This window comes from Nocardia sp. NPDC058519, from assembly GCF_042719755.1.
Lineage (GTDB): Bacteria > Actinomycetota > Actinomycetes > Mycobacteriales > Mycobacteriaceae > Nocardia.
Genome location: NZ_JBHXNK010000008.1, coordinates 74,630 through 96,448, shown reverse-complemented (window position 1 = coordinate 96,448; position 21,819 = coordinate 74,630). Strand labels below are relative to the sequence as shown.

The following is a 21,819-nucleotide window of genomic DNA, read 5'->3' as shown; positions in this document are numbered from 1 at the left end:
CTGGGTGTCGTGCAAGCATGGCGATCATGGGCGGTCCGGCACTTCCAGAAACGCGCTGTCACGCGCAGGCGACGGTGTGGCTGTGGCCGGGCCACGCGGTGTACCGAGGCCCTTCCCTGCGGCTCGACGCGCACTGCGGCACCGTGCATTGCCTGGCGGTCGGGCTGGATGCGCCGTTCACCCTGCACGTGGGCGACCGGGAGGAGACTGTGCGTTCCGCGCTGATTCCGCCCCGGATGATCCATCGGGTCGTGTGCAACGGCGAGCGGATGCTGTTCTGCTACATCGATCCGAGCTCGCCGCAGGCAACCAGCTGCTGGAATCGCATGACCGCGCACAACCAGGGAATCGGTCTGGCGCACAGCGAGGAAGCTGACCTGATCGGTCTTGCCGCGCGGCCCGAGTTCGATCCCGTCGCGGCAGTAGACCTGGCGTGCGGCCCCGGCGCGACGAACATCGACCCCCGGATCGTGGCCGCGGCGGCGACGCTGCAAGCGCACCCGGCCCGCCCGAACTCGGCCGCCGAACTGGCTGCCGAAGCCCATCTGTCGACCTCACGTTTCCTGCACCTGTTCAACGCGCACGCAGGCACCAGTTTCCGCCGATACCGGATGTGGGCTCGCATGCTCAGCGTCGGCCGTGCCGTTGCGAAGGGCACCGATTTGACGACAGCGTCCTCGGACGCCGGTTTCGCCAGCCCTTCCCACTTCAGCGACGCCTTCCACGCCATGTGTGGTCTCACCGCCAGCAGCCTGCTCGCCGCGGGTACTCGCGTCGTCGTCCTCGATGGAGTGCCGGCCAGGAACGACTGAGCGGTGTCGAGGGCGCGCAGGCACGGCATCGATCAGCGGGTGCACGAGAATGGTCGGATGCTCATCCGAATCGTGGGGACGCAACTGCCCGGGCTGTCCTGCCGTCCGGCGGGGATCGAGACGGCGTACTCGAACATCCACGTAGGCGTGCAGCGGAAGAATCGTCCGCAGGAACTGCTCGATCCGCAGCGTGGCGACGCGGACGCTGTCACGTGGACTGTGGAGTGCACCGTCGACGGCACCGATATCCGCGGGCCCTACATTCAGGGCAGGCCGGGGGAGCGGTTCCTCTATCTCAGCTGGGGCACCGTCGACGACGCCGGAACCGTCACCATGTTCCGGCGGGCCAAACTGATGCTCGCCGACGTGCCCGCCGAGGTGCTGGCCGCCGCGACGGAATCAGGAGTACTCGAGGCCCGGCTCGGCCTCACCGATGCGACCGGAAACCCGTTGTGCGCGAGGGTGAAACCAGCCCTGATCCGCTGGACTGCCGCAACCTGACCGCGCCGTCGGCCTCGACCTGGCAGGCCGGGCACAATGGCCGACGACCTGGTCAGCGGGGGAGCAAGATCGTCGTCAGGACCGCTTCCCATTCCGCCGCGCTGGGCGGTTCACCGGTGACCAGGGCCTGGATCAGCATGCCGTCGACGGTTCCCGACAGAATGCGCAAACGTATCGCGTCGTCGGTGTATCGACGGCCGAAGCGCTCGATCGCGCCCAGCCAGCGTAGCGGTGGGTCTCGCAATTCGGGGCGGCAGGCGGCAAGCAGGTAGAGCTCGAACTCGGCCTGCAGGTGCATGGTGTCGGCCAGTGCCGCGACCATCATCGCGGCCAGCGCCCGCACCCCCTCCGCGCCGCCCCCGCTCGCCTCGGTCAGCTGCCGGATCCGTTCGGCATCCTGATCCATGCAGGAGGTGAGGGCGGCGGTGAGGAGGTCGTCGATCGTCGTGAAGTGGTAGGCGGCTGATGTCGGTGGCTGCCCCGCTTCCTTGGCGACGGCGCGGTGGCTGACGCCTGCGACGCCGTCGCGGGCGACCACCCGAAGCGTGGCCTCGATCAGCTCCTTCTTGCGCCGCTCGCCCTTGAGCTTGCGGCCGTCAGTGCTCGCCTCGCCCAACCTCGACCTCCTCGCGCGCGGCTCTCGCCAGCGGCGCTCTCGCCAACAATGCCACCGTCAAGGCTACGGTGCCTGCCACGACCGCCACGGCGAAGCCCGCGGCCTGTCCCGACCGGTCGACGACCGTGCCCGAGATCAGCGCGCCGAGCGCGATGCCCGCGCTGAGTCCGGTGAGCGCCCAGGTCATGCCCTCGGTGAGCGCGGCCGCGGGCACGGTGCGCTCGACCAGCCGCATGATCAGGATCATCGTCGGTGCGAAGAACGCGCCGGAAACGAACATCGCCACCGCCAGCGCGGGGATCCCGTCGACCAGCAGTAGCGGCAAAGTTGTCAGCATCGTGCCCGCTACGGCCAGGGCGAGCTGTCGCGGTAGCGGCATCGACAGCCGGTATGCCCCGAAGGCCAGCCCGGACAGGGCCGACCCGGCGGCATAGGCGGCCACTACTATCCCGGCGCTCGCGGGGGTGCCGAGTTGCTCGGCGAAGGCGACGCTGACCACGTCCACGGTACCGACGATCACACCGCCCGCCGCGAGGATCGATGCCAGCATTCGCACCGCCGGGATCCTGATGGCCGAGGCCTTCTCGTCAGCCGGAACATCCGCTCGCACGGCAGGTTCAGTCCGCTTCTGCGGGACGAAAAGCAGCACTCCCACCATCAGCAGAATCACCGCGAGCAAAGGCCCTGCCTCTGGGAACAGTGCCGTCGACAGGACGACCGCCAGTGCTGGACCGGTGACGTAGGTCAGTTCGTCGACCACCGATTCCAGCGAGAACGCCGTGTGCATCTGAGGGGAGTCGGCGTGCACATATGACCAGCGGGCTCGCACCATGGCCGACATGTTCGGCAAGGTCCCGGCCAGCGCGGCAGCGGCGAACAAAGTCCAGGTGGGCGCGTCGTAGCGGGCGCTGAGCAGCAGTGCGGCCGAGCCGAGCACGCTGAGGCCCATCGCGGGAGGCAGCACTCGACCCTGCCCGAGTCGGTCGACCAGCCGGGAAACCTGCGGTCCGACGATGGCCGTGCTCGCGGTGAAGGTCGCCGATACGGCACCGGCCAGCGCGTACTCGCCGCGCAGCTGCGAAATCATCGTGATGATGCCGATCGCCATCATGGCCAGCGGTATCCGGGCGACGAAGCCCGCGGCGGAAAAGGCAACGGCTCCAGGGGCTTTGAACAGGGCGGCGTACGGGTTCGGCATCGAGGTCTACCTCCAAACAACTTGAACGACTGCTTCAATTGTTTACCGTACGTCACCCGGGTAGGGCAGGGATGCGGATGGCGGGCGTCTCGGCGCGCGGCGGGTTCGGTGCGACGCCGATCTCACCAGGAGGGAGTGGTCATCGGTGAATTTGTGGACCTCACTAGCATCAATACGGCGCAAATATCGATGAACCCAGAGGACGTGTGTTGACTACCGAACAACTTGATCGCTGGAACGCTCAGGAAGCTGCTGCTGAGGCGATGATTCCGATCATCGGGACGCTGTATCGCAGCAAGGGTGTGACGATTCTGCTGCACAGTCGGTCGCTGGTGAACAAGTCGGTGATCAGCATTCTGCGGACGCATCGGTTCGCGCGGCAGATCGGCGGCGAAGAGCTGTCGGTGGACGAGACGCTGCCATTTCTGCAGGTGATCAGCCGGTTGGATCTGGGGCCGTGCAAGATCGATCTGGGTCAGCTCGTGATGGCCTATCACGCGGATGCGCGTGGGCTGTCGGTCCAGGAGTACACCACGGCGGTGCTGGCGCAGGTGAGTGACGACAACAAGGCCGTGTCGCAGGGGCCGCGCGATGTGGTGCTCTACGGGTTCGGGCGGATCGGGCGGCTGGTCACCCGGCTGCTGATCGAGAAGGCCGGGTCGGGTAACGGGCTGAGCCTGCGTGCGGTGGTGGTGCGCAAGGGTGGCGACGACGACCTGGCCAAGCGGGCGTCGCTGCTGCGCCGGGACTCGGTGCACGGGCACTTCAACGGCACGATCAAGGTCGATACCGACAACGACACGATCACCGCGAACGGCAACGTCATCAAGTTCATCTACAGCGATGACCCGACGACGATCGACTACACCGCCTACGGCATCGACAACGCGATCCTGATCGACAACACCGGTCGCTGGCGTGACCGCGACGGCCTGGAGCAGCACTTGCGCCCCGGCATCGCGAAGGTGGTGCTCACCGCGCCGGGCAAGGGTGACGTGCCCAACATCGTGCACGGCGTCAACCACCGCGATCTGGACCTGTCGCAGCAGATCTTCTCCTGCGCCTCGTGCACGACCAACGCGATCGTGCCGCCGCTCAAGGCCATGGACGACGAATTCGGGATCGTCCGCGGACACGTCGAGACGGTCCACTCGTTCACCAACGACCAGAACCTGCTGGACAACTACCACAAGGCCGACCGTCGCGGCCGCTCCGCGCCGTTCAACCTGGTGCTCACCGAGACCGGTGCCGCCTCGGCCGTCGCCAAGGCGATGCCGGACTTCAAGGCCAAGATCACCGGCAACTCCATCCGCGTTCCCACCCCGGACGTCTCGGTCGCGATCTTGAACCTGCAGCTGAAGCAGGACACGACCAAGGAAGATGTGCTGGCCTACCTGCGTCAGGTATCCCTGGCGGGCCCGTTGAGCCGCAACCTCGACTACACGGCCGCCACCGACGCGGTCTCGAGCGACTTCATCGGCTCGCGCGCGGCCTCGATCATCGACGCCAACGCCACCATCGTCGAGGGTGACACCGCGATCCTCTACGTCTGGTACGACAACGAGTTCGGCTACTCGTGCCAGGTGGTCCGGACCGTGCAGTACATCTCGGGCATCGAATACCCGACCTATCCGCAGCTCGGTGCGCAGTCCGACGCACGCGAACTGACCGCCGCGCAGTAGCGGCGCTCGGGGCGAGGCGGGCACCCGGTCTCCGACCAGGGCCCGCCTGCCTCGTCGGCTCGACGGCGGACCGAGCGACCCGACCGTCACCGCTTGTCGGGTCGCTCGTTGTTGTGCATACTGGCGATATGACATCGAGTCGAAAGGGCGTCCTGCGCCCGGGCCGTTGAGCCCCACGCCGGTCATCGCACCGGCTTCTCTCCCGCGTGAACGCGGGGACTTCACCGAAAATCCGCAGTGTTCCCGTACGTCTTATGACGATGCGCGCCTTGACCTCTGGCTGCGCGTGCGCGAACTCGCTGTGCCGCCCGCCATGATCGAGGTGGCCACCGCACGGCGGCTCGTCGGCGACTGGTCGGGAGCCTGCGCCGCGGCGCACGTCGATCTCGATGTGGATCTGCGGACGTTGGCGCGGACTCACGGGCGAGGACTTGCCGCCAGGGTACGGGCTGACCTGCGGTACCTGGCACCGGACCTGTTGCGCTGGCACCTACCCAGAATCGCACCGGACGGTCTGCTGCGACCCGGGTTGACGATGGTGCTGGCTCGCTACGACGCCGGATTCATCGCGGGCCTCGGCAGCGCGGCCGGTGACGGAACGCGTTGTGACGGTGCGGATTCCGTGTGCCTGGTGGTCCGCACGCCACCCGCTTGGGCGGGCGCCGGTCAGCGGATCAGCCTCGCGCTGTGGGACACGGCGAGCCCCGCGACCAGCGCGCGCATGCACCCACACCCCCGACCCAACAGTCGCTACCGGCTCGACCTGCACCGTCACCTGTGGGATTCGCGCAGGGTGGGGGAGTTGCGAACCCGTGCTGGGGCAGGACAATTCGCTGCCGAGAGGCTTGCGGCAGGCGACGACCCCGATCCCGGGGTGTCCGCAACGGTGCCGCCGGGTTGTGCCGTCGACCGGTGGGCGGACGAAGCGGGGATTCTGCTGCGGGCGCAGGGGCGTCGGTCCGGGCTGGTGCTGGTTCGGTGTGGTGCGCGGAAACGGGTCGTGTTGGACGTGGGGGCGGATGACCCACCCACAGTGCGGATTTCGGGGGAACACCCGCGCGGCGGAATCTCCGCCCTTCCGGTCCTGCCCGACGCGGCGACCTGGGTGCTCCCCGATCTGGAATTGCTGCGCGCGGGCGCGATCACCGCCGATCGACTGCATCCGCTGGTCGCCTCGGCGCTCGGCTGCGACGGCCTGCCGACCGAGACATCCGGGATCACCGCCGACGGTCATCGGATCGTGGCGTGCCGGGGCGAACGTCACCGGATCGGTTTGGTGAACGGCGTGCTCGCCGCTCTGGATCACGACCCCGCCGAAATCCGGCGCGAGGAACTCCTGGCTGCCCTGACCGGAACCCCGATGCCCTGCCTACAGGCCATCGATCGGTCACTGCGCCAACCGGATTGGCTCGTCGGCGTCTGCGACCGCCTGGACCACGGCGATATCGACGGCGCCCTCACCATCGTCGAGGCCAAGCTCGGCGCCGACGCGGTACTGCGCGACGGACCACTTCGCGACGCGCTCGAAGCGGCTGTACGACAACGGATCACCTATGGCCTGTTCCGGGCGGGCCTGCCCGCACCCGGTCGCGGCCACATCCCGCCCGACCGGTACGACCGCAAGGGTCGTCGCGCACGTCCGAAACACCTGGCCCTGCGCTGAGTTGCCGTCCCTGTCATCAGGGTCACGCCTTGTCGCTGACAGGCGGAGCTCGCTCCACCTGCTCTCATCCATCGAATTCTGCCGAACCCAAAGGTGATTCACACATGACTGTTCATTCTCTGTGCCCGCCGCTCCCGATTCGCCCCGCCGACTCCCAGCTCGACGTCGCGGGCGAACTGCTCGCCTTGCTGGGTGAGGTGAAGACGGAACCGCGCACCAACACGCAACTGGAAGCGCTGACCTTGGCCGTGGCCGCCGACCTGCCGGTGCTGCTGTGGGGTGAGCCGGGCATCGGTAAGACCGCTGCCCTGACCCAGCTCGCGCAGTCCCTCGACCTGCCGCTGACCACGGTGATCGCGAGTGTGCACGAGCCCTCGGACTTCTCGGGCCTGCCGATCATCGGCGACGACCCCGCGACCCAGGGTGTACCGATGGCGCCGCCGGACTGGGCGGTTCGACTCGTGCGGGCCGGGCGCGGCTTGCTGTTCCTCGACGAACTGTCCACCGCACCGCCCGCCGTGCAGGCCGCGCTGCTGCGCGTGGTTCTCGAAAGGCGGGTCGGCGCACTGGAACTGCCGCCGGGAGTGCGCATCGTCGCGGCCGCCAACCCGCGCTCGTCGGCCGCCGACGGCTGGGAGCTGAGCCCGCCGCTGGCGAACCGCTTCGTGCACCTGCAATGGACCCACGAGCACGACGTCGTCGTCCGCGGCCTCGGCGGAACATGGCCGCGCGCGACCTTGCCCCGGCTCGCGCCCGAAAGCCTCACGGAGGCAGTCGCCTTCGCTCGTCGTTCGGTATGCACCTTGCTCGCGGCGCGGCCCAAGCTGGTGCATCAGATGCCCACCACCGAAACCCGGCGGGGCGGTGCCTGGGCCTCACCGCGGAGTTGGGAGATGACCGTGCGGCTGATCGCCTTCGCCACCGCGGCCGACGCGAGTCGTGATGTGCTGTCACAGCTGATCCGCGGCACAGTCGGTGACGGCCCCGGTTTCGAACTGCTGACCAGCATCGACCGGATGGATCTGCCCGACCCGGAAGCACTGCTGGCAGATCCTGTCGCCGCTGAACTGCCGACGCGGGGCGACCTGCGCCAGGCCGTTCTCGACGGTGTGGTGGCCGCGGTTCGCAAACGACCGGAGCGGGGTCGGTGGGACGCGGCTTGGTCGCTGCTGGTGAAAGCCGTGGAAACCGGAGCACCCGACCTGGTGGTCGTTCCCGCGACAACGCTGGCCACACTGCGCCGCGACAACTGGGAGGTGCCTGCGGCGATCGAACAACTCGCCGGGGTGGTGTCGGTGTCGCAGAGTGCCGATCGCGCCGCGGCCCGCGTTGCCGTCAAGGCGGGCCGATGACAGCGGACACCGCTCGACTGGATTTCGGCAAGCTGTATGCCGCACGGCTGCACGCGGTTTCGGCCCGTCCCTATCTGGCGACCGCGCTGTACGCGCTGCACATCGTCGAGTCGCCGAGGGCGCAGACGATGGGTGTGGACAAACACTGGCGGTGCTACGTCTCGCCACGGTTCGTCGACTACACACCGGTGGAAGAATTGGCTTCGATCCTGGTGCACGAGGTTTCGCACCTGCTGCGAGACCATCACGCGCGCAGCGACCGCTACGCGCACGCCCACGACCTGACCGGTCCGGGGGAGCGACTGCGCATGAATATCGCCGCGGATGCCGAGATCAACGACGACGCGTTCGGTGACGGGCTGGTCTGGCCCGAGGGCGCGGTGCTGCCGAGCACCCTGGGGCTGAGCGCGGGGCAGCTCATGGAGGACTACCTGGGCCAGTTCCGCCTCGGGCACCTCACCGAAGGCATGGCGTGGCTCGACTGCGGTAGCGGCGCCGACGGATCGGACCGCGAATGGGAGCTGGGGCCCGACGGCGCGGACGGTCTCAGCGAACAGCAACGCGACGGCGTCCGATTCCTCGTGGCGCAGGGCATCATCGGGCGTCCAGGAGACGCGCCCCAGGGATGGCGACGCTGGGCGAAGGAGGCCCTGCATCCCTCACAACCATGGCGGGACCTGCTCGGTGCGGCCCTGCGCGCGGCCGCCTCGGCCCCCGGCGTCGGCGAGGACTACACCTACCGGCGCCCCGCCCGCCGCTCGACCGCACTCCCCGGCATCGTGCTGCCGAGTCTGCGTCGCACCCCACCCAAGGTCAGCGTGGTCATCGATACCTCGGGTTCGGTCAGCGACGACGAACTGGGCAGCGCTCTGCTCGAAGTCGCCGCCATCATCCGCGCCGTCGGCGGGCGCCGCGACCTGGTCACCGTGTTCTCCTGCGACGCGGCCGCCAGAATCGCCCACCCGCTGTGCCAAGCCGAGGGCATGACGCTGATCGGCGGTGGCGGCACCGACCTGCGCACCGGTTTCACCCAGGCCCTGCGCACCCGCCCGGACGTACTCGTAGCCCTGACAGACGGCCAAACCCCCTGGCCCTCCCACCAACCGGCCTGCCGAACCGTCGTCGGCCTCTTCCGCCGAGAACGCGCATGGCGCCACGACGACCCGGACTACGTCCCGGACAGCCCACCCGCATGGGCACGGGTGGTCGACATCGGCTGAGAAGAGTCGTTCACCTACTGGCGCGCCGCGCCCGTACCCATGGCGACACGAACATGAACGAGCCGGACAGGAAGAGTCCGGCGAGTGGGATCAGCGGGAGGTAGGAGACCCACACGATCGGCTCCGGTCGCGCCAGCGCGATCACGGTGGCGACAACGCTGACGACGAATACCACCGCAGACCAGCGGTGCACTTGGCGGACGCGACCAGCACTGCCGCCGAACGCCGACGACGGCTGTGGGCCGCGCAGGAGCCGTACGAACATCAGCGCACCGGACAGGAACAGCCCGGCGAGCGGAATCAGCGGCAGGTAGACCAACCACTCCGGGCCGCTGACCGACAACCCGATCACCGTGATGACCACGGCCGCGAGGAAGGCGACCGCCAGCCCGCGGTGAGTTCGTCGAACCCAGGTGACGTTCATCGCAAACCCTTTCGTTGATCCGTGGAAACAATGCTGACACGGCGCCGACCTGGAAACTTCTCGATTCCTGACCGTTTTCTCCCTGCCGCTACAGATAGTCGATCGACCCCATTTCAATCCGGCAATTCGTTGAAAGTATCAATCCTCGCGGGCCGCCGAACGCCTGCGAGACTCGTCGTGTGATCAGCGCGATTGTGCGAATTCGGTCCATTACCTACGAATCAGAGGGCGTGCTGTCCTTTGTGCTCACCGACCCCGGCGGCGCGCCACTGCCGCCGTGGGCACCGGGTGCGCACGTGGATGTCGTCCTGCCCGACGGCGTCGTTCGCCAGTACTCGCTGTGTGGCGATCCCGCGAATCGGGACAGTTATCGCATCGCGGTGCTGCTCGAGGAGCAGGGTCGGGGCGGGTCGGCGTGGATGCACGAGAAGGTGCGGCCGGGCACGCTGCTGGAGATCCGGGAGCCACGCAACAATTTCCCGCTCACGCAGGCGGCGAGCTACCTCCTGATCGCCGGCGGCATCGGGATCACCCCGCTGTTGCCGATGATCCGTGAACTCGAACAGCGCGGCGCCGCATGGCAATTGCACTACGGCGGCCGCACCGGCGCGCGGATGGCCTTCGTCGATGAGCTGTCCGCCTACGGTGCGCGGGTTCGTCGCTACGCGCAGGACGAAGTGGGGCTCATGCCGCTGGCCGAGATTCTCGAGCCGGTGACCTCGGGCACGCTCGTGTACTGCTGTGGTCCCGAGCCGCTGCTCATCGCCGTCGAGCAGCACTGCGCGGCGGATGCGCTGCGGGTCGAGCGATTTCATCCGAAGGAGATCGCGGCGACCGGACCGGACCGGCCGACGACGGTGGTGCTCAACCGCTCCGGCCGGACCATCGATGTGCCTGCCGGTTCGTCGGTCCTCGACGCGCTCGAACGGGCCGGTGCGGATGTGCTGTGGTCGTGCCGCGAAGGAACGTGCGCGACCTGCGAAACCACGGTGCTCGAAGGTGAAGTCGAGCATCGCGATTCGGTGCTCACCCCGGCTGAACAAGAGTCGGGCAAAACCATGATGATCTGCGTCTCCCGAGCGCGCACGGACCGCCTCGTGCTCGATGCCTGAAAGGTCGAAGACTGTGCACGATGTCATTGTTGTCGGCGCGCGCTGCGCTGGTGCCACGGTCGCGATGTTGCTCGCGCGACGCGGCTACCGGGTGCTCTGCGTCGACCAGGCGCTGTTTCCCAAGGATGCCGTCTCCACCCACATGCTGCGGCAGAGTGGTCTTGCGCGGCTGCGGGATTGGGGCCTGCTCGAAGAGCTGAAGGCCACGGGCTGCACGCCCATCCACTCGATCACGATGTCCTATGCCGACGCGCAGTTCTCCGGCTTCTCCGACCCCATCGACGGGATCGCCGAGACCTACGCGCCCCGGCGCATCGTGCTCGACAAGCTGTTGCAGGACGCCGCCCGGTCGGCCGGTGTCGAGCTGCGCGAGGGTGTCACCGTGGTCGATCTGGTGCGTGACGGTGACGTCGTCACCGGCATCGTCGGCCGCGACCGCGACGGCGAACAGGTCACCGAACACGCCCGCCTCGTGATCGGCGCCGACGGGTACGCCTCCACCGTTGCCCAGCTCACCGGCGCCCAGAAATACGACGTGATCCCGGGGGAGACCTTCACCGCCTACTCCTACTGGTCCGGTCTGACCATGCAGAGCCAGTTGCGGATCGGCGACAAGCAGGCGGTCGGCGGCTGGCCGACCAACGACGGCAAGACGCTGATCTGGTGTGTGCAGTACGTCGACCGGTTCGCCCCGTTCCGCACCGACATCGAGCGCAACTTCTCCCTGGCGTTCAAGGAAACCGCGCCCGACCTAGCCGAACTGCTCGACACCGGCGAACGCGACGAGCGGTTCTACATCGCCCGCTACCCGGAGAACTTCTATCGCGAATCGCACGGCCCCGGTTGGGCATTGGTCGGTGACGCCGGATATCACAAGGACCCGTTCACCGGCCTCGGGATCAGCGACGCGTTCACCTACGCCGACCTGCTCGCCGAGCGTGCGCACGAAGGACTGTCCGCGGCGCGGCCACTCGACGAAGCGCTCGCCGACTACCAGGCGCAGCGGGATCGCTCGAGCAAGCCGATGTACCGGTTCACCTGTGATTCCTCGCGACTGGTGTTGCCGGACAAGCATGTCGAGGTGATGCGGGCGCTGCCGAGCAGCCCGAAGCACACTCAGCAGTGGTTCCGGATGATGGCAGGAGGGCTCAGCGGTCGGGAGTTCTTCGCCGAGGACAACCTCGCCGCGCTGCTGAATCCGCAGGGCGCATGATGGCCGTGCAACCGTTCGACACCGCAGGAATCTATCGCGACGAGCGCGGTGTCGCGCACTACGCGGGCCTGCCCGATTCCCTGGTGGAGATGCTGCGCCACACGGTGCGCACCTGGCCCGACCAGGAAGCCGTCGTCGAGGTCGGCGGCGTGCGGCTCTCGTACCGGCAACTGTGGGATCGCGCGGCTCGGGTCGCGGGTGGATTGCGGGACAAAGGGATCCAGCCGGGCGACCGCGTCGCCAGCCTGCTGAACGCCGGAACCGATTGGGTCGTCGGCTTTCTCGGGATCGTGCTCGCCGGGGCGGTGGCCGTACCGGTCAACACTCGGTTCGCCGACCCCGAAATCGACTACGTACTGACCGACTCCGACGCCGCGTTCAGCCTTCGCCCGAACGCACCACTGCCGCAGGGTGATCCCTATGTCTACGAGGGAGCGGGCCCGACCGATCCGGCCGCGATCTTCTACACCAGCGGTACCACCGGACGTCCCAAAGGTGCGGTCACCACCCACCGCAATCTGCTGTCCACGGTGGAGAACGTGCGCCGCCTCGCCGACATCGCCGCCGACGAAGGCCCGATCCTGCGCAACCTGGTCTCGGTGCCGCTGTTCCACGTCACCGCCTGCAACAGCCAGCTGATTCCACAGCTCGCCATCGGCGGCAGCACGATCATCCTGCCGCAGTTCAAGATTCAGGATTTCCTGCGGGCGATCGTCGACGAGCGGATCACCTCGCTCACCAACACTCCCGCCATCTACTACCTCGCGTTCCGGCAACCCAACTTCGCCGAATTCGATCTGAGCGCGGTGAACCGGGTCGCCTACGGTGGTGCGCCGGTCGCGCCCGCGCTGGTCGCCGAGATCGCCGAGCACTTCCCGAACGCGCGGCTGGCCAACGGTTTCGGTCTCACCGAGACCTCGTCCATCTCGACCTACCTGCCTCATGAATGGGCTACCGAACACGCGGAATCGGTGGGGTTCGCCGCACCGATCGTCGACCTGGCCATCGACGCGCCCGATCCCGCCGGCGGCGTCGGTGAACTGCTCATCCGCGGCGCCAATGTCGTTGCCGGATATTGGAACAACCCCGTCGCCACCGCCGCGACCTTCATCGACGGCTGGCTGCGCACCGGCGACCTCGCACGCATCGACGAGCGGGGACTGGTGGCGATCGCCGACCGGGCCAAGGACATGATCAACCGCGGTGGCGAGAACGTGTACTGCGTCGAGGTGGAGAACGCCCTCGCCGGTGCCCCGGGAATCGGTGAATCCGCGGTGGTCGGGGTGCCCGACGACATGATGGGCGAGAAGGTCGGCGCGGTGGTGGTGCCGGTGCCGGGCACCGAGTTCGACGAAGCCGCCGTGCTCGACTACCTGCGTGAGCGGCTCGCCGATTTCAAAGTTCCCCAATACTTCTCGGTGCGCACGGCGCCGTTGCCGCGCAACCCCGGCGGGAAGATCGTGAAGACCGCGTTGCGGTCCGAACCGTTCAAGCCCGCCGGACGAGGGTGATGCTGGTCCGCTGCTGCTCGGCGAAGGCGTGGATGTCGTCATCGGGCGCCAGATCCTCGGCACGATAACCGATCGTGCTGAGGATGGCGCCGCTGGCGACGTCGAAGACATCGGTGTAATACGGCACGCGGCTGACCCTGGTGTAGGCCGGATCGGTGCCCCGGTCGGTACCGGAGAGGTTGACGTTCGCGGCGAACCAGCCTGCCCGCGCTGCCAGCAGCGTGGTGAGTATCCGGGCGGTCGCGTCGGGTACCCAGCCCCAGTCCCAGCTATGCGGCTCGGCCCACGGCCCACCGAACTCGCGCGAGAGCGCGATGCCGGGGACACCGTGCGCGCCCGCTTCCTGGACAGCACCGTAGGTGCCGCTGACATTCAGGGTGGCGCCGATGTTCTCGCCCGCGTTGACCCCGCTCAGACACAGGTCGACCGGCGCGACGACGCCGGAGGTCAGCGCGAATACCACGCAGGCCGCCGGGGTCGACCCCACATGGATCGTGGGAATTCCGGCCGTCGGTGCGGCCCGTTCCCACTCCATCGCGACGCCACTGCGCCGGGACTGGCCCGCGCCCGACATCGGTCCGCTCGGTGCTACCACCGTCGCGTCGATGCCGAGCGCGCGCACAGCTTCCGCTAACGCCAGCAGGCCCGGCGCGCGGTATCCGTCATCGTTGGTGATCAGCAGGTGCATCGAAATCCGTCACTCGGGCACCGGTTTCCGGGTCGAACAGGTGCAGCCGGTCCGCCGGGACATAGACCTGGATACGCGAACCGATGGCCGGAGCCGGATCGTTGGCGGGCAGCGTCACGGCCCAGCGACCGGATTCGCCGGTGCACTGCGCGATCTTGGAGTCGCCGGTGAACTCGACCAGCTCCACCACGCCGTGCACGAGCAATCCGGGGCCGTCGTGGCTGCGCAGGGTGCCGTCGCCGGGCCGCCAGCCCAGTTTCAGTTCGGCGGGCACGCCCGGGATCGCCTGCGGGAGGAGCACTTCCAGTCCGGGCCCGGTCATCTCGGCCCCGGCCTGGTTCACGGTCACCGTCGCCAGGTTCATCGGCGGGCTGCCGAGGAACGTCGCGACGAACAGATCGACCGGCCGCCGGTACACCTGCGCCGGACTGCCGACCTGCAACACTCGCGAATCGTTCATCACCACCAGATGGGTGGCCATCGACAACGCCTCGAGCTGGTCATGGGTGACCAGCACGACGGTGTTGCCGAGCTCGCGATGCAGCCGCACCAGCTCCACCCGCGCCTGTTGACGCAACTGCGCGTCGAGCGCGGACAGCGGCTCGTCGAGCAGCAGCACCTTCGGCTGCCGAACGATCGCCCTGGCCAGCCCGACCCGCTGACGCTGACCACCCGACAACTGCGCGGGCCTGCGGTGGCGCAGTTCGCTCAGCCCGAGGCTGTCACACGCACCGGCTACCCGCCGCTCGATCTCGGCGCGGTCCAGCCCGGACTTGCGGTTGTGTTTGCCTTCCAGCCGCAGGCCGAAGGAGATGTTTCGCTCGACGGTCATGTGCGGGTACAGCGCGAAGTCCTGGAACACCATGCTGACACCGCGTCGTCCCGGCGACACCTCGGTGACGTCGGTGCCGTCGATGAGCACCCGTCCCGCGGTGGGGGTGATCAGGCCGGACACCACGCCGAGCGCGGTCGATTTGCCGCAGCCGGACGGGCCGACCAGCACGGTCAGCGATTGGCCAGGCACGTGCAGTAGATCTACGTCGAGAGCCGGGCGGTCCTCGCCGTATTGCTTGGTGATGCCGTCGAGCACCACGCCGGCCGAGAGGTCGAGCTCGGTGGTCAGCACCGGGGGCTCGCTCACACTGAGACTGGTCATGTCGATTACCGAACCCCTGAATGAAGGAAAGCGTCCGCGATCCGTCGCGACGCAAGGACATAGATGATGACGACCGGCAGCGAGGCCAGCATCGCCGCGGCGAGCATCGGGCCGTACTCCGCGCTCTCCGGACCGAGAAACAAGGCCAGACCCGGCTGGATGGTCGTGTCCTCCGGATCGGGCATCACCAGCAGCGGCCACAGGAATTCGTTCCACGTACTGATGAACAGCAGGATCGCCACCGCGCCCAAGGCCGGGCGCAGCACGCCGAGCACCACGTGGCGCAGGATCTCCCACGACGTGGCGCCTTCGAGCACGGCCGCGCCGATCAGCGATTGCGGCACCGAACGAATGTGGTCGCGCAGCAACAGCACCGCGAGCGCGCTGACACCGAGCTGCGGGATGATCACCCCGATCGTGTGGCCCTGCCAGCCCAGCTTCGCGGTCATCAGGAACTGCGGGATGATCAGCGCCTGCGGCGGGATCAGCAGCGAAATACCCACGGCCGCGAGGACGAAGCCACGGCCGCGTGCCTTGTCGAAACGCACCAGCGCGTAGGCGGCGGGCAGTGCGACCAGCATCGTCGCGATGGTGACGCCTGCGGCCATGATGAAGGTGTTGAGCAGCAGCAGCCCGATCGGGAACCGGCCCACCGCCATCTCGTAGTTCTCCAGGCTGGCCGGATAAGGGAGCGGGTTCAGATCGAAGATCGTCGACACCGGTTTGAAGGAAGTGGTCAGCGCCAAGACCACCGGGAACAACATCAGCACAATCGCTGTGATCAGTAGCAGGTGCCTGCCGATCGCGTCACCGCGTCGCACGGAATCTCCTCGAGAGCAGGGTGTGGACGGTCAGGAGCAGCCCGAACGCGAGCGCGATGACGATGGCCGCCGCCGATGCGGTGCCCGCGTCGAAAAAGGTGAAACCGTAGGTGTAGAGCCGGTAGTAGACGTTGTCGGTGGCATTGCTGGGTCCGCCGCGGGTGAGCACACCGATATTGGTGAACAGCCACGGCCACACCACCACCATCGACAGCATCCCGAGCAGGATGATCGGGCGACGCAGCTGCGGCAGGATGATCGACCGGGTGATCTCACCTTCGGTGGCATCGTCCAGGCGCGCGGCGTCGACGGTGCGACGGTCCAGATTCGCCAGTGCCGCTCCGAACAGCAAAGTGTTGAGTGCCACCACCTTCGGTGCCGTCACCACGACGATGGTCGGCAACGCGGTGGCCGGGTCACCGAGCCAGTTGACCGGCTCCACTCCGACGAATCCGAGCGTCTGATTCACGATGCCGTACAGCGGGTCCAGAATGAACTGCCACGACAGCGCGTTGGCCACCGGCGCGAGCACCACCGGCAGGAACAACAGCATCCGGTAGAACTCGCTGGTCCGGCCGGGCCGTTTCCACAGTGCGATGGCCAGCGCGCACGGGACGACTGTCGCGAACGGCAGCACGAACAGCGCGTATTTCAGCGTGTTCCAGGCCGCGTTGCCGAATTCCGGTTCGGTGATGAGGGTTTCATAGTTCTCGAGACCGTTGAACTCGATGTCGGGCGAGACCAGGTTCCAGTCGAGGAAGCTGAGCACCGCGGTGAACACGAGCGGGCCATAGACCCACACCACGATCGCGAGCATGGTCGGTGAGAAGTACAGCCAGGCAAGCCCGGTCGCGGCGGGGCGCTCGACCGCGCGCACCTTCGGTTCCGCGTCGCGCGCCTTGGTGAGCGTCATGAACGGGCTCGCACATCGAGCATGCGCAGGGTGGTGTCAAGGGCCTCGGCGTGGTGGCGCGCGTGGCGCATCTCGATGATGACCGCCGGGTCGCGGGGAAAGGGCGTTGCCATGACCTCCGCGAGCGGGATCGTGCCCCAGCCGGGCGGCAGGTGCAGGTCGCCTTCACCGAGGAGCTCGAGTTCGTACGGGCTGGCGTCGGGCTGGCGAGCCATCCTGCCGAAATTGTCGTGCAGGTGAATGTGGCCGACCACCGGGGCGACCTCGCGAATCGCGGCCAGGAAGTCGAAATTCAGATAGCCGGCCGACAAGTACGCGTGGCCGACATCGAGGCACATCGACACCGCGGGGTGATCGATCCGCGTGACCTGCTCGGCGACCAGATCCAGGCGCATCCCATAGGAGCGCCGGGCGAGCACCGCCGGGCCGGGTGCCCGGTTCTCGACCGCGATCATGACGCCGCGCGCGCCGGATTCGTCGGCGAGATCGCGCAGCATCTTCCGTTCGGTTTCCATGCCCGCGGTCAGGGCCTCACCGTCGCTGTACAGGTTCGGCAGCACTCCGGCGTGGTAGACCAGCACCTCGGCGCCGATCGCGGCGGCGACCTCCAGATCCGCCAGCAGCCCGAGTTGCTGGGTCGAAGCGGTCCCGGTGTCGAGCAGGTTTCCGGTACGTCCGGACGAATGCCATGAACTGTGCAGGGTCAGTCGCAGGCGGCAGTCGGCCAGCGCGTCGCGCAGCGCCGCCAGCCGGGAGCGCTGCACCTGCCCGCCGATCACCACCCCGAGGCCGCAGCCGCCGAGTTCGGCATAACCGAATCCGGCGGTCGCGGCCTCATCGAGGAATTCGCGCATCTCCTCGAAATCGGAGCGGAGGAGCTGCTTTCCCGACCACGGATTGACCGTCAGGCCGATCTTGTTCGGGATCGCGCCGCCGTTGGACGAACCGTTCGGCGGCGTGTGTGCGAATACCTGGTGTGACAACTTTGTCTCTCTTCGAGGGGGTGGTGGTTCAGCGGGTGGTGCGCGAACTCAGTTGAGTCCGCGGATCTTCGTGGCGGCGGCGCGCAGGGTCGCCGCCGGGTCGGCACCGCGCAGGACGATCGGTTCGACAGCCTCGTCCTGGAGGATGACGACGCCCTGGTTGGACTGCTTGCCGGGGAAGGCGGTGTAGGGAGCCAGGTCGGCCATCTGCTTGACAGCCGAGCCGAGACGCGGGTCGGCCGAGGACTCGGCCGCGGTCCGCAGTGGCAGGTAGCCCATCTGCGACGCGATGAGCTTGAAGCTCTCGTCATTGGTCATGAACTGCACGAACTTCCACGCCGCCTTCGCCCTCGCGTCGTCCTTGGCCACGACCGTCAGGCCGGAGCCGGAGAAGGTGGGTCGGGCGGGGAGGTTGTCGAAGGCGGGCAGCGGCGCCACCTGCAGGGCGAACTTGCCCTTGGCCGCCGCGTCGAGAGTCAGCAGACCGCCGCCGGTGGTGACCAGCATGCCGAGCTTGCCCGAGTTGAAAGCGCTTTGCGCGGAGGCGAAGTCGACGGCGGGCTGAACACCGGACTTGGTCAGATCCTGGATCGTGGACAGCGCGGTGATCACCGGGGCCGAGTCGACGGTGATTTCACCGCTGCTCGACACCAGCGCGCCACCGGCACTGTTGACCAGGGACTGGGTCAGGTAGTCGGACTTGCCGGGGTCGGCCGCGGAGACGTACACGCCCTGCGCCTCGGTCTTGTCCTTGATCGCCTGCGCGGCCTGCTCGAGCTGGGCCATCGTCTTGGGCGGCTGGGCCGGGTCGAGCCCGGCGGCGGTGAACAGGTCGGCGTTGTAGAAGACCACCGGGGTGGCCATCATGAACGGCATCGCGACCGGCTTCTTGGCGCCGGCGACCGGGGTCGCCTTCAGCACCGACGGCACGAAGCCCGCCATGTGCTTGTTCCACGCGTCGGACCCGGCGACCTCTTCGAGTGAGCGCAGCGGCAGGGTCTGCGAGGCCTGCGCGACCTTGCTCCAACCGATCTGCGCGACGTCGGGCGGGTTGCCCGCGACCACTTCGCTCTGCAGTTTGGTGAGCGCGTCGGCTGTCGGGACCGACTGCGGTTTCACCGTGATCTTCGGGTTGGCCGTCTGGAAGTCGTTGATCAACTTCTCGATGCCCTTGCCCAGCGGGTTGGCCTGTCCATAGGTGTAGGACAGGAAGGTGATGGTCACCGGGTCATCGGCCGCGACCGGGGCCGAGCTGTTCTGGCCGCAGGCTGCGAGCAGCGTGGTGACCGCGACGAGCACGATCCCCCATCCGGCCTTACGGCCGTGGTGGTGCGAGTTCATAACAGGCTTTCTGTGGAGGGGGTGGTCGAATCGGAGGTCAACGGAGTCGGACTCCGCCGTGCGTGACGGTCATGGCCTGGATGCCACGCAAGTTCACATTGGGTCGGTACTGCAGCGAGCCCGGGACGAGCACCGGGTCGATCACGCGCGCGGCGAAGGCGGACAGCGCCGCGGCGCCCTCGGCCCGGCCCAGCGCCGCGGCGAGGCAGAAGTGCGCCCCGGCGGAGAAGGCGAGATGGTCGGCCGCGCCGCGGGCGACATCGAAACGGTCCGCGTCGGGGTAGTGCTCGGGATCACGGTTGGCCGAGGCGAGCAGCACCAGCATCGCGGTGCCGGGGCTGATCGCGGTGCCGCTCACCTCCATGTCGCGGGTGGCGATGCGCATGACGAACTGGATCGGCGCGTCGTAGCGCAGCGCCTCGTCGGCGGCGCTGATCCCCAGTTCGGGGTCGGCGGCGAGGATTTCGCGCTGGTCCGGGTTCTGCAGCAGCGCGAGCACGCCGTTGGCGATGAGGTTGGCGGTGGTCTCGTGCCCGGCGACCATCAGCAGCACGCAGGTGGCGAGCAGTTCGCCCTCGCTGAGCACCTCGCCTTCCTCCTCGACCTCGATCAGCCGCGAGAGCAGGTCGTCGCCGAGGTTGCCGCGCCTGCGGGCGATCAGGTTGACCAGGTAGTTCATCAGCTCGTTGCGCGCGCCCTCGGCGTCGTCGAGATCGTCGTTGTGGACGACGAGGTTGAAGTCCAGGACGCGGCCGAGCCGGCGGGCGGCGGGTTCGAAGTCACCGAACTCCTCGACGGGGATGCCGAGCAGGGCGCACATGATCCGCACCGGCAGGGGCAGCGCGAATTCGGAAATCACGTCGAATTCGCTCTTACTCGCGATGTTCTCGATGAGTTCGTCCACGATCGAGTGGATCTGCGGCTGCGAGGCCCGAATCACCCTGGGGGTGAAAGCTTTCGAGACGAGCCGGCGAATTCGGGTGTGCGCGGGCGGGTCGAGGAACAACAGGGATTCCGGACGCTCCGGGTGATCCTTGCCCAGCCGGGACAGCTTGGGATCGTTGCGAACCGACGGGTCACGCAGAACCTGCTGGCAATCGGCGTAGTTCGCGATGATGACGAGGTCGCCGCCCTTGGTGACCAACGGGGACTTCGTGCGCAGGGCGCGGTGGACGGGATAGGGATCGGGTCGAGTATCGGGAGCGAACAATTCGGCCAGTGTCGACTCGGCGTCGTTCTGGCTGGCAACCGTGGTCGTCATTTTCTGGGCTCCTTCGAAATCGGCGTCGAATTTCTTCGCCTGCACCGCACAAAAGTCTTCCACTACGACGTCGTGCGCGACAACGTAGAACGCATTATTGATCAATTGCGGTACGAAATGGATCGCCCTGTCAAGGCGTTGGATCATCGGTTTTTCCTGAGTCAGCGATTCGATTACCGAATCGACCGTGTCGACGGTGCGGGCGGCGGCGGGCACCGCGAGGCGAGAAAGACACGCCGTGGGGGTGGCAGGAATTCGGTCGCTGCTCATCTGAGCTTCACGGGCGCGTTCCCCGATGACGTGCGGCGGGGCTATACAAGGTGCATATCTCGGACGAGTCACGTACCTGATCACGCGAGGCGCGCACTATGGAGACACGGCACATCGAGGCATTTCTTGCCATCGCTGACGAACTGCACTTCGGGCGGGCGGCCGCAAGGCTCCACCTCACGCAGCCGTCACTGAGTCAACAACTCAAGCGCCTGGAACGCCATCTCGGCGTCGAACTGGTGTCGCGGACGTCGCGGGTGGTGCAGTTGACCCCCGCGGGTGAAGCGTTCCGGTCGGACGCACGGCGGATTCTCGGGGAGGTGAACTCGGCGACCAACACCGTCCGTGACATCGCGGCCGGGCGCATGGGCAAGATCAACATCGGGTTCAACGGCCGGGCCGGGCAGCTCATCATGCCCAGGTCACTGGCACAATTGCACGCGAACTATCCCAATATCACCACCAAACTCAGCTCGGGCCGCTCCGGGCCGCAGCTCACCGCGCTCACCCGCGGCGAACTCGATGTGGGGCTGCTCTACGGAGGCGCGTCCAACGGCGGGACGGTGCTGTCGCGGTGTCTGCTGCAGATGCGCATCGGCGCGCTGGTCGGGCAGGGCCACCGGTGGGCCGACCGGTCGTCGATCTCGATCCGCGAACTGGCCGAGACGCCGTGCGTGCTGTTCAACCGCGAGGTGAGCCCGGCGATGTACGACGCCATCATGGCCGCGGGCGAGCGGGCGGGCGCGTTCCCGAAGGTCGCCGAGTACATGAACGACTCGGTGGCCACCGAAATCACCGTCGCGGCCCGCCGGTATGTGGGGTTCGCGTCGTTCATCAGTATGGACGAGCCGCGGCCGATGGGATTGAAGGTGGTTCCACTCGTCGATCCGGAACCGGTGGTGGAATTACAGGTCGCCTGGCGCGTCGACAGTCCCAACGAAGTGGTGCAGGTATTCCTGGACAGCCTCGATTCGACGAAGAATTTCCTGCAATCCACTATCCGCGGCAAGGTCTACGGAGAACCATTGGCGAGTTGATTGCCATTCGGTCGATTGACATCGGTAATGGAAAACCGAATCGGC

The 21,819-nt window shown here is 67.4% G+C and carries 20 protein-coding genes; 10 read left to right on the top strand and 10 right to left on the bottom strand.

Annotation, left to right across the window (positions count from 1 at the left end):
• Window positions 1-17: 17 nt before the first annotated feature.
• Together ACFWPK_RS12085 and ACFWPK_RS12080 are read left to right on the top strand one after the other, a co-directional pair.
• The gene (locus ACFWPK_RS12085; RefSeq protein ID WP_378914676.1) at window positions 18-812 is read left to right on the top strand and encodes a helix-turn-helix domain-containing protein; all 795 of its coding nucleotides are present in this window, start codon (window positions 18-20) and stop codon (window positions 810-812) included.
• Between the two features lie 57 nt (window positions 813-869).
• Window positions 870-1,313, top strand: coding sequence for a DUF5990 family protein (locus ACFWPK_RS12080; protein ID WP_378914674.1), 444 nt, complete (start codon window positions 870-872; stop codon window positions 1,311-1,313).
• A gap of 52 nt (window positions 1,314-1,365) precedes the next feature.
• Here ACFWPK_RS12080 and ACFWPK_RS12075 read toward each other — a convergent pair whose 3' ends face one another.
• Entirely contained in the window at window positions 1,366-1,929 is a 564-nt protein-coding gene (locus ACFWPK_RS12075) for a TetR/AcrR family transcriptional regulator (protein WP_378914672.1), read from the bottom strand.
• Window positions 1,910-3,127 carry an MFS transporter gene (locus ACFWPK_RS12070; RefSeq protein WP_378914670.1) on the bottom strand — a complete coding sequence of 406 codons (1,218 nt, stop codon included), beginning with the start codon at window positions 3,125-3,127 and terminating at the stop codon, window positions 1,910-1,912. The genes ACFWPK_RS12075 and ACFWPK_RS12070 overlap by 20 nt, the downstream gene beginning before the upstream one ends.
• Window positions 3,128-3,390: 263 nt before the next feature.
• Here ACFWPK_RS12070 and ACFWPK_RS12065 point away from each other — a divergent pair, with 263 nt between their 5' ends.
• The 4 genes from ACFWPK_RS12065 (at window position 3,391) to ACFWPK_RS12050 (ending at window position 9,044) form a co-directional block, all read left to right on the top strand.
• Window positions 3,391-4,809 carry a glyceraldehyde-3-phosphate dehydrogenase gene (locus ACFWPK_RS12065; protein ID WP_378914896.1) on the top strand — a complete coding sequence of 473 codons (1,419 nt, stop codon included), beginning with the start codon at window positions 3,391-3,393 and terminating at the stop codon, window positions 4,807-4,809.
• Window positions 4,810-5,095: 286 nt separating this feature from the next.
• Window positions 5,096-6,472: a hypothetical protein gene (locus ACFWPK_RS12060; protein ID WP_378914668.1), complete on the top strand. Its 1,377-nt coding sequence runs from the start codon at window positions 5,096-5,098 to the stop codon at window positions 6,470-6,472.
• A 104-nt stretch (window positions 6,473-6,576) separates the two neighbouring features.
• Entirely contained in the window at window positions 6,577-7,824 is a 1,248-nt protein-coding gene (locus tag ACFWPK_RS12055; RefSeq protein WP_378914666.1) for an AAA family ATPase, read from the top strand.
• Window positions 7,821-9,044 carry a VWA-like domain-containing protein gene (locus ACFWPK_RS12050; RefSeq protein ID WP_378914664.1) on the top strand — a complete coding sequence of 408 codons (1,224 nt, stop codon included), beginning with the start codon at window positions 7,821-7,823 and terminating at the stop codon, window positions 9,042-9,044. Before ACFWPK_RS12055 ends, ACFWPK_RS12050 begins: the two co-directional genes overlap by 4 nt.
• A gap of 10 nt (window positions 9,045-9,054) precedes the next feature.
• On the opposite strand, the gene ACFWPK_RS12045 is transcribed toward ACFWPK_RS12050, so the two are convergent.
• On the bottom strand, window positions 9,055-9,468 hold the full coding sequence (locus tag ACFWPK_RS12045) for a hypothetical protein (protein WP_378914662.1): 414 nt from the start codon (window positions 9,466-9,468) through the stop codon (window positions 9,055-9,057).
• Window positions 9,469-9,647: 179 nt separating this feature from the next.
• On the opposite strand from ACFWPK_RS12045, the gene ACFWPK_RS12040 reads away from it, so the two are divergent.
• From ACFWPK_RS12040 to ACFWPK_RS12030, 3 genes are read left to right on the top strand one after another with little or no spacing between them, the layout of a single operon-like run.
• Entirely contained in the window at window positions 9,648-10,580 is a 933-nt protein-coding gene (locus tag ACFWPK_RS12040) for a PDR/VanB family oxidoreductase (RefSeq protein ID WP_378914660.1), read from the top strand.
• 13 nt (window positions 10,581-10,593) lie between these two features.
• Window positions 10,594-11,793, top strand: a complete 1,200-nt coding sequence (locus ACFWPK_RS12035) for an FAD-dependent oxidoreductase (RefSeq protein ID WP_378914658.1) — start codon at window positions 10,594-10,596, stop codon at window positions 11,791-11,793.
• Complete coding sequence (locus tag ACFWPK_RS12030) at window positions 11,793-13,304, top strand: class I adenylate-forming enzyme family protein (protein WP_378914656.1); 1,512 nt, start codon at window positions 11,793-11,795, stop codon at window positions 13,302-13,304. The genes ACFWPK_RS12035 and ACFWPK_RS12030 overlap by 1 nt, the downstream gene beginning before the upstream one ends.
• Here ACFWPK_RS12030 and ACFWPK_RS12025 read toward each other — a convergent pair.
• The 7 genes from ACFWPK_RS12025 to ACFWPK_RS11995 are packed head-to-tail and all read right to left on the bottom strand — an operon-like array spanning window position 13,282 to window position 20,821.
• Window positions 13,282-13,992: a 5'/3'-nucleotidase SurE gene (locus ACFWPK_RS12025; protein ID WP_378914654.1), complete on the bottom strand. Its 711-nt coding sequence runs from the start codon at window positions 13,990-13,992 to the stop codon at window positions 13,282-13,284. The genes ACFWPK_RS12030 and ACFWPK_RS12025 overlap by 23 nt on opposite strands.
• Window positions 13,967-15,148, bottom strand: a complete 1,182-nt coding sequence (locus tag ACFWPK_RS12020; RefSeq protein ID WP_378914652.1) for an ABC transporter ATP-binding protein — start codon at window positions 15,146-15,148, stop codon at window positions 13,967-13,969. Before ACFWPK_RS12020 ends, ACFWPK_RS12025 begins: the two co-directional genes overlap by 26 nt.
• A 5-nt stretch (window positions 15,149-15,153) precedes the next feature.
• Window positions 15,154-15,969, bottom strand: coding sequence for a carbohydrate ABC transporter permease (locus ACFWPK_RS12015; protein WP_378914650.1), 816 nt, complete (start codon window positions 15,967-15,969; stop codon window positions 15,154-15,156).
• Window positions 15,956-16,882 (bottom strand): carbohydrate ABC transporter permease, encoded by a 927-nt coding sequence (locus ACFWPK_RS12010; RefSeq protein ID WP_378914648.1) that lies wholly within the window; start codon window positions 16,880-16,882, stop codon window positions 15,956-15,958. Before ACFWPK_RS12010 ends, ACFWPK_RS12015 begins: the two co-directional genes overlap by 14 nt.
• Entirely contained in the window at window positions 16,879-17,865 is a 987-nt protein-coding gene (locus ACFWPK_RS12005; RefSeq protein ID WP_378914646.1) for a sugar phosphate isomerase/epimerase family protein, read from the bottom strand. The genes ACFWPK_RS12010 and ACFWPK_RS12005 overlap by 4 nt, the downstream gene beginning before the upstream one ends.
• 48 nt (window positions 17,866-17,913) lie before the next feature.
• On the bottom strand, window positions 17,914-19,206 hold the full coding sequence (locus tag ACFWPK_RS12000) for an ABC transporter substrate-binding protein (RefSeq protein ID WP_378914643.1): 1,293 nt from the start codon (window positions 19,204-19,206) through the stop codon (window positions 17,914-17,916).
• Between the two features lie 37 nt (window positions 19,207-19,243).
• Entirely contained in the window at window positions 19,244-20,821 is a 1,578-nt protein-coding gene (locus tag ACFWPK_RS11995; protein WP_378914641.1) for a cytochrome P450, read from the bottom strand.
• A 14-nt stretch (window positions 20,822-20,835) separates the two neighbouring features.
• On the opposite strand from ACFWPK_RS11995, the gene ACFWPK_RS11990 reads away from it, so the two are divergent.
• Window positions 20,836-21,774: a LysR family transcriptional regulator gene (locus tag ACFWPK_RS11990; protein ID WP_378914639.1), complete on the top strand. Its 939-nt coding sequence runs from the start codon at window positions 20,836-20,838 to the stop codon at window positions 21,772-21,774.
• The last annotated feature ends 45 nt before the right edge of the window (window positions 21,775-21,819 follow it).

What these genes read in the sequence shown, in the direction of transcription:
- ACFWPK_RS12070 (WP_378914670.1), bottom strand. Translation starts at nt 3,127, where the DNA reads ATGCCGAACCCGTACGCCGCCCTGTTCAAAGCCCCTGGAGCCGTTGCC.
- ACFWPK_RS12065 (WP_378914896.1), top strand. Translation starts at nt 3,391, where the DNA reads ATGATTCCGATCATCGGGACGCTGTATCGCAGCAAGGGTGTGACGATT.
- ACFWPK_RS12025 (WP_378914654.1), bottom strand. Translation starts at nt 13,992, where the DNA reads ATGCACCTGCTGATCACCAACGATGACGGATACCGCGCGCCGGGCCTG.
- ACFWPK_RS12045 (WP_378914662.1), bottom strand. Translation starts at nt 9,468, where the DNA reads ATGAACGTCACCTGGGTTCGACGAACTCACCGCGGGCTGGCGGTCGCC.
- ACFWPK_RS12030 (WP_378914656.1), top strand. Translation starts at nt 11,793, where the DNA reads ATGGCCGTGCAACCGTTCGACACCGCAGGAATCTATCGCGACGAGCGC.
- ACFWPK_RS12010 (WP_378914648.1), bottom strand. Translation starts at nt 16,882, where the DNA reads ATGACGCTCACCAAGGCGCGCGACGCGGAACCGAAGGTGCGCGCGGTC.
- ACFWPK_RS12055 (WP_378914666.1), top strand. Translation starts at nt 6,577, where the DNA reads ATGACTGTTCATTCTCTGTGCCCGCCGCTCCCGATTCGCCCCGCCGAC.
- ACFWPK_RS12000 (WP_378914643.1), bottom strand. Translation starts at nt 19,206, where the DNA reads ATGAACTCGCACCACCACGGCCGTAAGGCCGGATGGGGGATCGTGCTC.
- ACFWPK_RS12020 (WP_378914652.1), bottom strand. Translation starts at nt 15,148, where the DNA reads ATGACCAGTCTCAGTGTGAGCGAGCCCCCGGTGCTGACCACCGAGCTC.
- ACFWPK_RS12050 (WP_378914664.1), top strand. Translation starts at nt 7,821, where the DNA reads ATGACAGCGGACACCGCTCGACTGGATTTCGGCAAGCTGTATGCCGCA.
- ACFWPK_RS11990 (WP_378914639.1), top strand. Translation starts at nt 20,836, where the DNA reads ATGGAGACACGGCACATCGAGGCATTTCTTGCCATCGCTGACGAACTG.
- ACFWPK_RS12080 (WP_378914674.1), top strand. Translation starts at nt 870, where the DNA reads ATGCTCATCCGAATCGTGGGGACGCAACTGCCCGGGCTGTCCTGCCGT.
- ACFWPK_RS12085 (WP_378914676.1), top strand. Translation starts at nt 18, where the DNA reads ATGGCGATCATGGGCGGTCCGGCACTTCCAGAAACGCGCTGTCACGCG.